Source organism: Sphingopyxis sp. 2PD (genome assembly GCF_005503695.1).
GTDB lineage: Bacteria > Pseudomonadota > Alphaproteobacteria > Sphingomonadales > Sphingomonadaceae > Sphingopyxis.
In genome coordinates this window covers 39,843-54,082 of record NZ_SCMU01000019.1, presented here as the reverse complement: position 1 = coordinate 54,082, position 14,240 = coordinate 39,843, and the positions used below count along the sequence as shown (strand labels likewise).

The 14,240-nt window shown below is 65.0% G+C and carries 11 protein-coding genes; 10 read left to right on the top strand and 1 reads right to left on the bottom strand.

Features of this window, described 5'->3' with window-relative positions; all coding sequences use genetic code 11:
* A partial coding sequence (locus tag FFS18_RS12750) for a peptidylprolyl isomerase (protein ID WP_171005311.1) occupies positions 1–1,301 on the bottom strand: 1,301 nt, incomplete at its 3' end.
* 179 nt (positions 1,302–1,480) lie between these two features.
* On the opposite strand from FFS18_RS12750, the gene tpiA reads away from it, so the two are divergent.
* The 10 genes from tpiA to FFS18_RS12695 all read left to right on the top strand — a co-directional run bounded on the left by tpiA (position 1,481) and on the right by FFS18_RS12695 (position 14,239).
* Positions 1,481–2,227, top strand: coding sequence for a triose-phosphate isomerase (gene tpiA, locus FFS18_RS12745; protein ID WP_137871108.1), 747 nt, complete (start codon positions 1,481–1,483; stop codon positions 2,225–2,227).
* Between the two features lie 347 nt (positions 2,228–2,574).
* Positions 2,575–3,024, top strand: coding sequence for a preprotein translocase subunit SecG (secG, locus tag FFS18_RS12735; protein ID WP_120216541.1), 450 nt, complete (start codon positions 2,575–2,577; stop codon positions 3,022–3,024).
* 107 nt (positions 3,025–3,131) lie between these two features.
* Entirely contained in the window at positions 3,132–4,763 is a 1,632-nt protein-coding gene (gene pyrG, locus FFS18_RS12730; RefSeq protein ID WP_120216540.1) for a CTP synthase, read from the top strand.
* A gap of 27 nt (positions 4,764–4,790) precedes the next feature.
* On the top strand, positions 4,791–5,474 hold the full coding sequence (locus tag FFS18_RS12725; protein ID WP_120216539.1) for a Crp/Fnr family transcriptional regulator: 684 nt from the start codon (positions 4,791–4,793) through the stop codon (positions 5,472–5,474).
* Positions 5,475–5,982: 508 nt separating this feature from the next.
* Complete coding sequence (locus FFS18_RS12720; RefSeq protein WP_120216538.1) at positions 5,983–7,233, top strand: lipoprotein-releasing ABC transporter permease subunit; 1,251 nt, start codon at positions 5,983–5,985, stop codon at positions 7,231–7,233.
* Positions 7,226–7,909 (top strand): ABC transporter ATP-binding protein, encoded by a 684-nt coding sequence (locus FFS18_RS12715; RefSeq protein WP_137871107.1) that lies wholly within the window; start codon positions 7,226–7,228, stop codon positions 7,907–7,909. The genes FFS18_RS12720 and FFS18_RS12715 overlap by 8 nt, the downstream gene beginning before the upstream one ends.
* On the top strand, positions 7,906–8,493 hold the full coding sequence (locus FFS18_RS12710) for a GNAT family N-acetyltransferase (protein WP_137871106.1): 588 nt from the start codon (positions 7,906–7,908) through the stop codon (positions 8,491–8,493). Before FFS18_RS12715 ends, FFS18_RS12710 begins: the two co-directional genes overlap by 4 nt.
* A 4-nt stretch (positions 8,494–8,497) precedes the next feature.
* Positions 8,498–8,977 carry a glutathione peroxidase gene (locus tag FFS18_RS12705; RefSeq protein WP_137871105.1) on the top strand — a complete coding sequence of 160 codons (480 nt, stop codon included), beginning with the start codon at positions 8,498–8,500 and terminating at the stop codon, positions 8,975–8,977.
* 95 nt (positions 8,978–9,072) lie between these two features.
* Complete coding sequence (gene dnaE / locus FFS18_RS12700) at positions 9,073–12,561, top strand: DNA polymerase III subunit alpha (RefSeq protein ID WP_137871104.1); 3,489 nt, start codon at positions 9,073–9,075, stop codon at positions 12,559–12,561.
* A 79-nt stretch (positions 12,562–12,640) separates the two neighbouring features.
* Complete coding sequence (locus tag FFS18_RS12695; protein WP_137871103.1) at positions 12,641–14,239, top strand: long-chain fatty acid--CoA ligase; 1,599 nt, start codon at positions 12,641–12,643, stop codon at positions 14,237–14,239.
* Position 14,240 lies beyond the last annotated feature (1 nt).

Here is a 14,240-nt window from a genome sequence, read left to right as displayed (position 1 = left end):
GTGTAGCCGGGCTGGCCGGGGACGCGGCCGCTGGGGAGCAGCGCGGGGGTGGTGGCGAGGGTCAGCTTGCGGTCGGCGGCGATTTCTTCGATCGACGCGCCGCTGTTCACCGCGTCCTGGATCGCGTTGTAATAATCGACGATCGCCTCGTTCGCCTTGTTCTTGGCCAGTTCGGTGCGGATGTCGGCGCTGGCGTCGGCAAGGCTGCGCGCCGGACGCGCGGTGACGTTCTCGACGCGCGCGACAGTCCAGCCAAGCCCGGTCTGGACCGGGCCGATCAGGTCGCCTTGCTTGGCGGCGAACGCCGTCTTTGCCGCAGCGGCGGTGCTGGTCGCCGCGTAGGAGGATTGGGTGAGGTCGCCGGTGGTCGAGGCCGAAAGCCCAGCGGCCTGCGCCGCAGCGGCGAGCGATGTGCCGCCGCGCACCTTGGCCGCCAGCGCGTTGGCGGTTGCCTGGTCGGGCGCAATGACCTGCGCAAAGCGGCGCGTTTCGCTGGCGGCATATTGCGCGGCATTGTCCTTATAGACTTTGGCGATTTCGGCGTCGGTGACCGCCGGAACCGGCACAGCGGCGGCGTCGAACACCGCATATTGGATGACGCGGCGTTCGGGCACGGTGAATTTCGCGGCGTTCTGCGTGAGATGCGTCTTGAGCGCGGCGTCGCCGGGGTCGGCGGTCGGAGCAAAGGCGCTGGCCGGAATGAAGGTCGCCTGACCGCGGCGCTGTTCGAGGAGCAGCGCGGCATAGGGCTGCGCCATGCCGGGCGCGAGGCGCGGCATGCCGGCAATCGGGGCGGCAATCTGTTCGATCAGCAATTGCTGGCGCAGGTCGCGGCGCAGCTGCGCCTCGGTCATGCCATTCTGGCGCAGAAAGGTTTCGAACGCGGTCTGGTCAAAGCTGCCCGACACACCGGCAAAGGCGGGGATGTCGGCGATGCGCCCGTCGATCAGTCGCTTGCTGACGCCAAAGCCCATCTCGGTCGCGAACTGGTCGAACGCCATGCCCTCGACCATCTGATTGAGCACCTGGTCTAGCCCGCCCGATTCGACGAACGCCGCCATCGTCATCCCGGGCTGGTCCTGACGCGCCTGATTATAGGCGAGGCGGACGCGATCGCGCAGCTCGCCGACGCCAATTTGTTCGCTGCCCACCTTGGCGACATTGGCACCGCCGATCCCGCCAAAGGTCGAGTTTCCGGTGACGTCGCTCAGCGCAAAGGCTACCCCGATAAAGGCGACGAAGCCCAGCGCGAGGATCTTGCCGAGCGTCGAGGAAAACATACGGCGGATGGCGGTAATCATGGGGCAGCTATTCTTTCGGCGGGGCGCGGGGATGCGCGGCTGGGCGATGCTTTAGAGAGGTGGCGGCACCGCATCAAGGCGCGAAAGGGGCTTTTCGCGGCGCCGCGACACCGCTTGCCTATCGCCCCCACCCGCCGCTAGGGCATCGACTTCGTTTGAACAGCGGGAGAGACGCGGCAATGGCACGGCGCAAATATGTGGTCGGCAACTGGAAAATGAACGGCACGACGGCGGCGCTGGCCGAAGCGCAGGCGATTTTCGCTGCGGCGGGCGATCATGCCGGAGTCGATGTCGCGCTGTGTCCGCCGTTCACGCTGGTCGGCGCGATGGCTGCCGCGGTGCCGGGGGCGGCGGTGGGCGGGCAGGACTGCCATAGCGCCGCATCGGGTGCCTTTACCGGATCCGTCGCGGCACCGATGCTGGCCGACGCCGGGGCGGCGCTGGTGATCGTCGGGCATAGTGAACGGCGCGAAGGATGCGGCGAAAGCGACGCCGATGTGCGCGCCAAGGCCGAGGCCGCGCTGGCGGCTGGGCTGTCGGTGATCCTGTGCGTCGGCGAACCGCGCGAGGTGCGCGAATCGGGCGGGGCGATCGATTATGTGCTGGCGCAGATCGCCGGATCGGTGCCCGATGATTTCGATCCCGCGCGGTTGGCGATCGCTTACGAGCCGATCTGGGCGATCGGCACCGGGCTGGTGCCGACCGTCGCCGATGTCGCAGCGATGCACGGAGCGATCCGCGGCGCGCTGGCGGCGCGCTTTGGCGGCAAGGCGGAAGATATGCGATTGCTGTACGGGGGGTCGGTGAATGGCGACAATGCTGCTGAGCTGCTGGACGCGGGCGATGTCGACGGCGCGCTGGTTGGCGGTGCGAGCCTGACGGCGGCGAAATTTGTGCCGATTGTGGCGGCTGCGGCCGCACTATAGCCCTCGCCCCCGATAGCCCTCGCCCCCGCGAAGGCGGGGGCCGCTATCGGCCTTGCGTTACATCTCCAGCGGCCCCCGCCTTCGCGGGGGCGACGGGTGAGGTTTGCGGCGATCGCGGGTCATTGCCCGACCGCCAGTTTCCGTTCGTATCGAGCGAAGTCGAGACACGCCGCAACGTAGCGCGCCCAAAGCGTGTCTCGACTTCGCTCGATACGAACGGGAGAGGGAGTACGTTGGCAACGGGAGAGGGAGCGTTGGCAAAGCATGCTTTGGCTTGAAGCCCAGCCGCTTCGTCTCTATGTGCGCCGCGGGCGCGTCCGTTTGAGGGCGTGCAAGTTCAGGAAAATATGATGTCCAGCCTTTTCACCTTCATTCTCGTCCTGCAGGCGCTTGTTGCCGCGGCGATGATCGGCGTCATTCTGATGCAGAAGTCCGAAGGTGGCGGCCTGGGTGTCGGCGGCAGTCCCGGCGGGATGCTGTCGGCGCGCGGCGCGGCGGATTTCATGACCCGCGCGACGACGATCCTGGCCTGCCTGTTTGTCGGTCTGTCGATCGTGCTGGCCGCGATGGCATCGGTCGGGCGTACCGGCTCGACGATCGACACCTCGCTGTCGAAATCGGCGCAGACGAGCGGCGCAGCGCCGACCTCGTCGCTGACCGGTCCGGCGCAGCCCGTGCAGGCGGCCCCGGCCACGGCCGCGCCAGCTCCGGCGAGCGACGATCCGCTGGCCGCGGCAGCGGCGGCTGCGACGCAGGAAGCCGCTCCGGCTCCGGCTGAGGCGCCCGCCAAGAAATAATCCTCGACCCCGGTCGATACAGCAGCCCGCGCTGCGGAAATAAATTCCGCGGCAAGCGATTCGACGGCTTGCGCCGTCCCCCTCCCGTTGAGTAAGTCTTTCCTCCCATGGCGCGGTTCATTTTTATCACCGGCGGCGTGGTCTCCTCGCTTGGCAAAGGTTTGATGGCGGCTAGCCTCGCCGCTTTGCTGCAAGCGCGCGGCTATCGCGTTCGTATCCGGAAATTCGATCCCTATCTGAACGTCGATCCGGGGACGATGTCGCCGTACCAGCATGGCGAGGTCTATGTGACCGACGACGGGGCGGAAACCGACCTCGACCTTGGTCATTATGAGCGGTTTACCGGGGTTGCGGCGCGGCAGAGCGACAATATCACCTCGGGCCGCATCTATCAGCAGATCATCACCAAGGAACGCCGCGGCGATTATCTGGGCGCCACGGTGCAGGTCGTCCCGCATGTGACCGACGCGATCAAGGCGTTTGCGCGCGCCGAGCTCGACGACCTCGATTTCGTGCTGTGCGAAATCGGCGGAACGGTGGGCGACATCGAATCGCTGCCGTTCATCGAGGCGATCCGCCAGCTGCGCAACGAAGAGGGGCGCGACAAGACGCTATCGGTGCATGTCACTTTGGTGCCGTATATCGCCGCGGCGGGCGAGCTCAAGACCAAGCCGACCCAACACAGTGTGCGTGAGCTGGCGTCGCTGGGCGTCCAGCCCGAAATCCTGCTCTGCCGCTGTGAACGCCCGCTGCCCGAGGGCGAGCGCGCCAAGATCGCGCAATTCTGCAACGTCCGCAAAGAGGCGGTGATCCCGGCGCTCGACGCCGACAGCATCTATGCGGTGCCGGTGCAATATCATGGCGAAGGGCTGGACAATGAAGTGCTGCGGCACTTCGGCATCCACGACGCGCCTGCGCCCGACCTGTCGCGCTGGTACGACATCATGGACCGCAAGCAGCACCCCGAGGGCGAGGTCACGATCGGGGTCGTCGGCAAATATGTGTCGCTGCCTGATGCCTATAAATCGCTGAACGAAGCGCTGGTCCATGGCGGCATGGCGCACCGGGTGAAGGTCAATATCCGCTGGCTCGATGCCGAAATGTTCGAGCGCGACGAGGATCTGGCCGCCAACCTGGAGCCGCTGCACGGCATTTTGGTGCCCGGCGGGTTCGGCGAACGCGGGTCCGAGGGCAAGATTTCGAGCGTGCGCTTTGCGCGTGAGCGCGGGGTGCCGTTCTTCGGCATCTGCCTGGGGATGCAGATGGCGTGCATCGAGGCGGCGCGCAACACCAGCGGGATTGCGGACGCGTCGAGCACCGAATTCGGTAAGACCGACGAGCCGGTGGTCGGCATGATCACCGAATGGATGAGCGCCGAAGGTTTGCAAAAGCGCGGCGCCGATACCGACCTCGGCGGCACGATGCGGCTCGGTGCCTATGACGCCAAATTGTCGCCGAACAGCCATGTCGCGAGCGTCTATGGCGCGAACGAGATCAGCGAGCGCCACCGTCACCGGTACGAGGTCAACGGCGCGTATCGCGAGCGACTGGAAAAGGGCGGGCTGGTGTTTTCGGGCATGTCGCCCGACGGCATGTTACCGGAAATCGTTGAGCGGCCCGACCATCCGTGGTTTATCGGGGTGCAGTTCCATCCGGAGCTCAAATCGAAACCGTTCGATCCGCATCCCTTGTTTGCGGGCTTTATCGAAGCGGCGGTGAAGCAGAGCCGGCTGGTCTAGAACAACGCAAAAGGGGTGTCAGGGGCTATGGATCACGCGAAACTCGCCGAGTTGCAAAGCCCCGACAGCATTTTTTCCGGCCTTTCGGCCGAAGACTGGGCCGAAATCACCAGCCGCGCGGTCCAGATCAATTTCGTCAAGGGCAAGGAACTGCTGGTCCAGGGCGACCCCGGCGACATGATGCTGATCCTGACGCAAGGGACGGCGCGCGTGTCGATGCTGACCGGCGGCGGGCGCGAGATTGTGCTGGCCTATGCCGAACCCGGCGCGGTGCTGGGCGAGATCGCGCTGCTCGATGGCGGCGAACGTACCGCGTCGGTGACCGCGACGAGCGCGGGGAGCGCGCTCCAGCTCGGCCGCAACGCGCTCAAGGATTTCGCGGCGAGTCATCCCGAATTCACCTGGTCGCTGATGCAACAGCTGGCGCGCCGCCTGCGCACCGCCGACCAGACGATCGAAAGCGACCGCGCCTATGCCTCCGGGCCGCGGCTGGCGCGCTACCTCAAACGCCTGATCCGCAAGGATGTCGAGGCGTCGCAGCGCGTCGAGCTCAGCCAGACCGAGCTCGGCAATTTTGCCGGCATGAGCCGCGAGCATATTAATCGCCAGCTGAAAAGCTGGGAGGAATCGGGCGTGATCTCGCTGGAGCAGGGGCGGGTGCGGGTGCTCGATGCCGATATGCTGGAGGATATTAGCGAAAGCGAGGGATGATTGCTCCCCTCCCTGTAAGGGAGGGGCTGGGGGTGGGTGCGAGCGCAGCGAGCGTCTGCGCTATCCCGCATACCCACCCCTAGCTGCGACTAGCGAACAAGTTCGCAAGTCCCGCTACCCCTTCCTACAAGGGAGGGGAGGGCTTTCTTCGCATCGGTTCGCGTCGGAATCACAACGCCCGGGCCTCGCTTTGCAAGACCCGGGCGCGTGTGACGAACACTCGCCATCCCCTTTTGTTGCAGACCCGGCGAAAGGCCTGCACTCCCTGGAACCGGGCCTTGGGGCCGCGTGATCCAGAAGTCATCGGGCTAGGCGCAAGGGGGCGGTTTGTCACCCTGTGCAAGCCGTTCGCCGCCGCTTTTGCCCCCCGCTGTGGCCGATGTGCAACATATTCTGCGATTCGATCGCAACAGATGCGCATGTTGGCGCCCATTGCCAGCGGCGAGGATGGCCCGTAAAGCCGCGGCATGCGTGTCATTCCCCATGCGCCGCAAAGGCCCATTGCCCCATGATCCTGCGTCCGTACGAGCGCACCATCTTCAAACGCTATATGCTTCCGCAGCGCGGCGAGGGTTTCATCTTTGTCGCGGCGGCGTTCAGCTTTGTCGCCGTCACACTTGGCGTTGCGGCGCTGGTGATCGTGATGAGCGTGATGAACGGGGTGCGCGCCGACCTGTTTGACAAGATCGTCGGGCTCAATGGCCATGCGGTGGTGCAGGGGTTCGGCGGACGGCTCGACGACTGGCGCGATGTGCTGAAACAGGCGAAGGCGACGCCTGATGTGGTGTCGGCGACGCCGCTGATCGAACAGCCTTTGCTGGCGACGTTTAACGGCCGCGTCGAGGGCATCTTGGTGCGCGGGATGACGGTGCCCGATATTCGCAATAACCAGACGCTGGGCGGCAAGGTGTTGCAGGGCAATCTCAATTCGCTGACGCCCAATGCGGGCAATGTCGCGATCGGCAGCGAGCTGGCGCGCAATATCGGCGCGACGGTCGGATCGAATTTGACGATCATCAATCCCGCGGGACGCTCGACGCCGTTCGGAACGGTGCCGCGCGAGATCAGTTACCGGGTGACCGCGGTGTTCGAGATCGGGGTTTATGACTTCGACAAAATGTATGTCGTGATGCCGATGGAGGACGCGCAGTTGTTGCTGCTGACCGGCGATCAGGTCGGGATGATCGAGGTCAAGGTGACCGACCCTGACAAGGTCGGCGAGATACTCGCGCCGCTGAAGGAAAAGGTTGCCGCGCAGGCGGTGATTTCGGACTGGCGCCAGATGAACAGCAGCCTGTTCGAGGCGCTGTCGATCGAGCGGGTGGCGATGTTCGTGATCCTGTCGCTGATCGTGCTCGTTGCCGCGTTCAACATCGTGTCGTCGCTAATCATGCTGGTGCGCGCCAAGACGCGCGACATGGCGATACTTCGCACGATGGGCGCGCCGCGCGACGCGGTGCTGCGTATCTTCATGGCGATCGGGCTGTCGATCGGGGTCGCGGGAACGCTGATGGGCATGGCGCTGGGGTTCAGCCTGCTCTATTTCCGGCAGGGGGTGCTGCGCGGGGTCGAGTTTCTGACCGGCCAGCCTTTGTGGGATCCGTCGATCCGCTTCCTGACCGAATTGCCGTCGAAACCCGATCCGTTCGAGATTGTCGGGATCGCGCTGATGGCCGTCGTCTTCAGCTTCCTCGCGACGCTCTATCCGGCGTTCAAGGCGGCGAATACCGATCCGGTACAGGTGCTGCGTTATGAGTGATTTGGCGCTGGAACTCGTCGGGCTGAAGCGCAGCTTCACGCAGGGCGAGGTGACGATCGACGTGCTGCGCGGGGTCGATGCGCATCTGAAGCGCGGCGAGATCGTCGCGCTGCTCGGGCCTTCGGGGTCGGGCAAGTCGACGATGTTGCAGGCGGTCGGGCTGCTCGAAGGCGGCTTTGACGGGACGATCCGTATCGATGGCGCCGACGTGACGCAATATGAGCAGGGCGAGCGGACGAAGACGCGGCGCGAGAAGATCGGCTTCGTCTATCAATTCCACCATCTGCTGCCCGATTTCAACGCGATCGAGAATGTCGTGCTGCCGCAGCTGATCCGCGGCGCGGAACAAGCCGAGGCCGAGGAGCGCGCCGCCGACCTGCTCGCGCGGCTGGGGCTGGGCGAGCGGTTGCACCATAAGCCGAGCAAGCTGTCGGGCGGTGAGCAACAGCGCGTCGCGGTGGCGCGCGCGCTGGCGAACCGGCCGCTGCTGGTGCTCGCCGACGAGCCGACGGGCAATCTGGACGAGGCAACTGCGGACCGGGTGTTTGATCAGTTCGTGTCGCTGGTCCGCGATCATGGGTCGGCGGCGCTGGTCGCGACGCACAATGAGCGGCTGGCGGCGCGGATGGACCGCGTGCTGCGCTTGCACGACGGGCGGATCGAGACCTCCGCGTGAGCGCCTGGACCGAACCGCCGACGCTGAGCGGCCAGCATGTCACGCTTCGCCCTCTGGAGCCCGACGACGCGCCGGCACTGGTGGAGGTGCTGGCTCCGCTCGCCGGTCAATTCACCACCGGCGTCCCGATATCGCCGGACGATGACTGGTTCGCGCGGGTCTGGGCGGAAACTGCCGCGTATCGCACCATGGCGTTCGCCGTACTCGACAGCAAAGGCGCCATTGCGGGCACGACGCGTTTCATGCGCATGGCCGAGGGACATCGGCGGGTGGAGATCGGCGGTACGATTTACGCGCCGCATGTTCAACGCTCCGGCCTCAACACCGAAGCGAAGCGGATGCTGCTGGCCCATGCTTTCGACACGCTCGGCTGCCATGTCGTGCAATTGCGCACCGACTGGCTGAATCATCGCTCGCGCGTCGCGATCGAGCGGCTTGGCGCCAAGCTCGACGGCGTGCTGCGCGGACATCTGGTGATGGCGGATGGCCATATCCGCGATTCGGTGGTTTATTCGATCATCGCGTCCGAATGGCCCGGCGTCCGCGCCAACCTCGACGATCGACTGGCGCGATACAAGGAGTAGAGAGATGACCAAGCTCACGGACTTGCCCGTTCGACTGGCCGACGGGACTACCGGCGACCTGTCGGCCTATGCCGGCAAGGTATTGCTGATCGTCAACACCGCGTCGAAATGCGGCTTTACCCCGCAATATGAGGGGCTGGAGGAGCTTTACCGCGATTACAAGGATCGCGGGTTTGAGGTGCTGGCCTTTCCGTGCAACCAGTTCGGGGCACAGGAACCGGGCGATGCGGCGGAAATCGCCAATTTCTGTTCGCTGACTTATGACGTCAGTTTTCCGGTGATGGCGAAGATCGACGTTAACGGCGACGATGCCGATCCGATCTTCAAGCATTTGAAGAAGGAAAAGAGCGGGTTGCTGGGCAGCGCGATCAAATGGAATTTTACGAAGTTTCTGGTCGATCGCGATGGCAAGGTGGTGTCGCGGCATGCGCCGACGACCAAGCCGGAGCAGTTGCGCAAAGAGATTGAGGCATTGCTGGGGTAGCTCCAGCCAAGTCGTCATTGCTTCGCTTCGCTCGCAATGACGATTTTGTGAATGGGTTGTGGTCGAATCAATAGCCCCGCGTTAGCGTCGCCGCCATGGCCTACAGCCCCTTTGTCCCCCTGCGCGTCTTTTCCAGCTATACAATGCTGGAGGGGGCGATCGAGCCGAAAGCGATCGCCAAGGCCGCGCGCGAGCGGGGTTTTCCGGCGATCGCGATCTGCGACCGCAACGGGCTGTACGGCGCGATGGCGTTTGGCGAGGCGTGCAAGGCGGCGGGGGTGCAGCCGATCGTCGGCGCGCTCCTCAGCGTCGCGCGGCCGGGGCAGCGGCTGGCGAATGGCGCGCCGTTGATCGACTGGCTGGCGCTCTATGCGCAGGATGAAGCGGGTTACAATAATCTGTGCGCGTTGGTGTCAGCGGCGCATCTCGGGCGGCCGGTCGAGCAGGATCCGCATGTACTGTTGTCCGACATGGCGGGCAAGACCGACGGCCTGATTTGCCTGACCGGCGGGGGCGAAGGCGCGCTGGCGCGCTTGCTGGCGGGCGAGCAGCAAGGTGCCGCCGAGGATTATGTCGAGCAACTCGAAGCGCTGTTCGGCGGGCGGCTGTATATCGAATTGTCGCGGCGGAACGATGGGACCGAGATGGCGGCTGAAAACGCGCTGATCGATCTCGCTTATGCGCGCGCGCTGCCCATTGCGGCTACCAACCCGGCGAATTTTGTCGAGCCGCAGTTCCACGCCGCACACGACGCGATGCTGTGCATTGCGCAATCGGCCTATGTCGAGAGCGAAGACCGGCGGGTGTCGAGCCCCGAGGCGTGGCTGAAGCCCGCCGAGGCGATGGAAGATGCGTTTTCGGACCTGCCCGAGGCGATCCGCAACACGCTGGTGATCGCGCAGCGCTGCGCCTTCATGGCGCCGAAGCGCGCGCCGATCCTGCCCAGCCTGGCGGGTGACCGCGAGGGCGAGGCGGCGCAGCTGAAGGCCGACGCCCATGCCGGGCTCGCGGCGCGGTTGGCGCTCTATCCCGATCTGACCGATGAAGAGCGGCAGGCCTATGTCGAACGGCTCGATTTCGAGGTCGACGTCATCACCCAGATGGGGTTCCCCGGCTATTTCCTGATCGTTGCCGACTTCATCAAATGGGCGAAGGCGCAGGATATTCCGGTGGGGCCGGGGCGCGGGTCGGGCGCGGGCAGCGTCGTCGCCTGGGCGCTGACGATCACCGATCTTGATCCCTTGAAACTCGGCCTGCTGTTCGAACGCTTCCTCAATCCCGAACGCGTGTCGATGCCCGATTTCGACATCGATTTCTGCGAAACGCGGCGTGGCGAAGTCATTCGTTATGTGCAGGAAAAATACGGCCGCGATACCGTCGCGCAGATCATCACCTTCGGAAAGCTGAAGGCGCGCGCGGTGCTCAAGGACACCGGTCGCGTGCTGCAGATGAGCTATGGGCAGGTCGACCGGCTGGCGAAGCTCGTGCCCAACCATCCGACCGATCCCTGGACGCTCGAACGCGCGCTGAACGGCGTCAGCGAGCTGATGACCGAATATAAGCAGGACGATGGCGTGCGCCGCCTGTTCGACATGGCGCGCCAGCTGGAAGGCCTGCCGCGGCACAGCTCCACCCACGCCGCTGGCGTGGTGATCGGCGACCGCCCACTTGACCAGCTGGTGCCGCTCTATCGCGATCCGCGATCGGACATGCCGGTGACCCAGTTCGACATGAAATATGTCGAGAGCGCGGGGCTGGTGAAGTTCGACTTTCTGGGCCTCAAAACGCTGTCGGTGCTGAAAGAGGCGCGGCGGCTGCTCGCGCTGCGCGGGATCGATGTCGATCTCGATACGCTCGGCTGGGAAGACCCCGCGGTGTACGAGCTGCTCCAGCGCGGCGAGACCGTCGGGGTGTTCCAGCTGGAATCCGAGGGCATGCGGCGCACGCTGTCGGCGGTGAAACCGACCAATTTCGGCGACATCATCGCGCTCGTCGCGTTGTACCGCCCGGGGCCGATGGACAATATCCCGCTGTTCGGGGCGCGCAAGAACGGGCGCGAGCCGATCGCCTATCCGCACCCGCTGCTCGAGGGCATCCTCGCCGAAACCTATGGCATCTTTGTCTATCAGGAACAGGTGATGCAGGCGGCGCAGATCCTCGCCGGTTACAGCCTGGGCGGCGCCGACCTCTTGCGCCGCGCGATGGGCAAGAAGGTCCAGGCCGAAATGGACGCGCAGCGCGACACCTTTGTCAAAGGGTGCGGCGAGCATAACCAGATCGATGCCAAGGCGGCGAACGAGCTGTTCGATTTGATCGACAAGTTCGCGGGCTATGGTTTCAACAAGAGCCATGCGGCGGCTTATGCGCTGCTGTCCTATCAGACGGCGTGGCTGAAGGCGCATTACAGCCATGAGTTTTTTGCGGCGTCGATGTCGTTCGACAGCCACCAGACCGATAAATTGTCGATCTTCATCGATGACATGCGGCGGCTGGGGGTCGCGGTGGCGCCGCCGTCAATCAATGAGAGCGAAGCCGATTTTTCGGTCGGGCAGAGCGACGACGGGCTGGCGGTGCGCTACGCGCTCGGCGCGCTGAAGGGCGTCGGCGAACGCGCGATGGAGGCCTTGGTCGCCGAACGGCGCGCGCGCGGCGATTTTGCGAGCCTCGACGATTTCGCGAACCGGATCGATCCCAAGCTGCTCAACCGGCGCCAGATCGAGGCGCTGGCGGGGGCGGGGGCATTCGACGGGATCGAGCCTAATCGCCCGCGCGCCTATGCCGGAGCCGAAAGCCTGCTCGCCTGCGCCAACAGCTCGGCGCACGAGCGATCGACCGGGCAGGGCGGGCTGTTCGGCGGCGACATCGACGTTGCGCCGGTGCTGCAACTGCCCGCCGCCGAACCATGGACGCTGGCCGAACGGATGACGCGCGAGAAGGAGGCGTTCGGCTTTTACTTCTCGTCGCACCCCGTCGAGCAATATGAGGCGATCGTCGCGGCGCGCGGGGCGCGAACCTATGGCGATATTTGCGCCAATGTCGAAATGACGCCGGGTACGCGCCTGCCGATGGTGATGGCGGGCATGGTCGAAAATGCGAAGGCGCGGGTGTCGCAGCGCGGCAACCGCTTCCTGAACCTGACCTTGTCCGACCGCAGCGGGCAGTTCCAGTCGAGCTGTTTCGACGAGCAGACGTGCAAGCTCCTCGAAGCGCTGGCGGTCGATGGCGGCTGCGCGATCCTGTCGGTCGAGCTCGACCTACTGGAAGGCGAAGAGACGCCGCGCGTCACGGTGCGCGGTGCGCAGCCGCTAGCGGAAATTGCGGCGACTGCGGCGCTCGAGCTGACGTGCCGCGTCGCGCTGCCCGAGGCGATTGCCGAGATGGCGCGGTTGCTCGAAAAACGCGACGATGCGCGCGGGCGCGTGATCGTGTTGACCGAAGATCCGACGACGGGCGGCGACATCCGGATCAACCTCGGCCGCGGCTTTGCGCTTGGTCCCGATCTGGTCGCGCGGTTCGAAACGATCGCGGGGATCAGCGAAACCGCACTGTCGCTGGTCACGCCGCGCGATTTCCGGATGCGCTAATCCCGGTTCACGCTTGCGTAAAGCGGCGTCCTCGCCTTATTCCTTGAGGAAACAAGAGAGGAATGCCGAGATGTACGGAATGCAGAGCCAGCCGCTGCTGGTCACCAGCCTGATCGACCATGCCGCGCGCGAACATGCGGGGCGCGAAATCGTGTCGCGCTGGGCCGACGGCAGCATGACGCGATCGAACTGGGGTGAGGTGGGGTTCGACGCACGGCGCTTTGCCGCGGCGATGACCCGGCTGGGCATGAAGAAAGGTGACCGCATCGCGACGCTGGCGATGAACCATGGCCATCATCTGGTCAGCTGGTACGGCAGCGCGGGCATGGGCGGGGTGCTGCATACGGTCAACCCGCGGCTGTTCGACGAGCAGCTGGTCTATATCATCAACCACGCCGAGGACCGCGTGCTGCTGTTCGACGCGATGTTCCTGCCGATCGTCGAGCGGCTGCGCGGGCAGTTGCCGACGGTCGAGCATTTTATCCTGTTCGATGCGCCGGCGCAGGATGGCTATTTGTCCTACCGCGACCTGATCGATGCCGAGGACGGCAGCTTTGCGTGGGTCGATCTCGACGAGCGCGATCCGGTCGGGCTGTGCTACACGAGCGGCACGACCGGCAATCCCAAGGGCGTGCTCTACGAGCATCGCTCGAACGTCATCCACGCGATCACCGAGATCCAGCCCGACGTGTTCGACATGTCGAACCGCAGCGTGATCCTGCCGATCGTCCCGATGTTCCATGCCAACAGCTGGGGCATTCCGTTCGCGGCGGCGACGGTGGGCGCGAAGCTGGTCTTTTCGGCGACGAACGACGCGGCGGTGCTATGCGACCTGATGCACAGCGAAGGCGTGACGCACAGCGCCGGGGTGCCGACGGTGTGGATCGCGATGTTCGCGCATATGGACGCGACCGGCATCGACTATGGCAAGCTGCACCGCGTCATCATTGGCGGGTCGGCGTGCCCGCGCGCGATGATCGAACGCTTCATGAAGGCCGGGATCGACGTCGGCCACGCCTGGGGGATGACTGAAACCAGCCCGATCGGCACGATGGGGAAGCGCCCGTGGAACTGGGACGAGATGAGCTTTGACGAGCGCGTCGATGTGGTGGCGCGGCAGGGCTGTCCGCCGTTCGGGGTCGAACTGCGCATCGTCGACGATGAAGATAATGAGCTGCCGCGCGACGGGGTGACGAGCGGGCGGCTGCAATGCCGCGGGCCGTGGATCATTCAGCGCTATTTCAAGGCCGAAGCCGATGCCGCCGATGCCGACGGCTGGTTCGACACCGGCGACGTGTCGGTGATCCATCCGGACGGGGTCATGCAGATCACCGACCGGGCCAAGGATGTGATCAAGTCGGGCGGCGAATGGATTTCGTCGATCGAACTCGAAAATGCCGCGATCGGCGCGCCGGGGGTGCAGGAGGCGGCGGCGGTCGGCGTCTATCATCCGAAGTGGGACGAGCGGCCGATCCTGCTGATCGTGAAGAAGCCGGGTGCCGAGACGAGCGAGGCGGCGATCGTCGATTACCTCAAGGACAGGGTCGCGAAATGGTGGCTGCCCGACGAGGTGGTTTTCGTCGACGAGTTGCCTCACACCGCGACGGGGAAGATTTTGAAGCGCCAGATCCGGGACGATTATAAGGACTATAAGCTGCGGTCCTTGGCGGAGGCGTGAG

What these genes read in the sequence shown, in the direction of transcription:
- tpiA (WP_137871108.1), top strand. Translation starts at nt 1,481, where the DNA reads ATGGCACGGCGCAAATATGTGGTCGGCAACTGGAAAATGAACGGCACG.
- secG (WP_120216541.1), top strand. Translation starts at nt 2,575, where the DNA reads ATGATGTCCAGCCTTTTCACCTTCATTCTCGTCCTGCAGGCGCTTGTT.
- pyrG (WP_120216540.1), top strand. Translation starts at nt 3,132, where the DNA reads ATGGCGCGGTTCATTTTTATCACCGGCGGCGTGGTCTCCTCGCTTGGC.
- FFS18_RS12725 (WP_120216539.1), top strand. Translation starts at nt 4,791, where the DNA reads ATGGATCACGCGAAACTCGCCGAGTTGCAAAGCCCCGACAGCATTTTT.
- FFS18_RS12720 (WP_120216538.1), top strand. Translation starts at nt 5,983, where the DNA reads ATGATCCTGCGTCCGTACGAGCGCACCATCTTCAAACGCTATATGCTT.
- FFS18_RS12715 (WP_137871107.1), top strand. Translation starts at nt 7,226, where the DNA reads ATGAGTGATTTGGCGCTGGAACTCGTCGGGCTGAAGCGCAGCTTCACG.
- FFS18_RS12705 (WP_137871105.1), top strand. Translation starts at nt 8,498, where the DNA reads ATGACCAAGCTCACGGACTTGCCCGTTCGACTGGCCGACGGGACTACC.
- dnaE (WP_137871104.1), top strand. Translation starts at nt 9,073, where the DNA reads ATGGCCTACAGCCCCTTTGTCCCCCTGCGCGTCTTTTCCAGCTATACA.
- FFS18_RS12695 (WP_137871103.1), top strand. Translation starts at nt 12,641, where the DNA reads ATGCAGAGCCAGCCGCTGCTGGTCACCAGCCTGATCGACCATGCCGCG.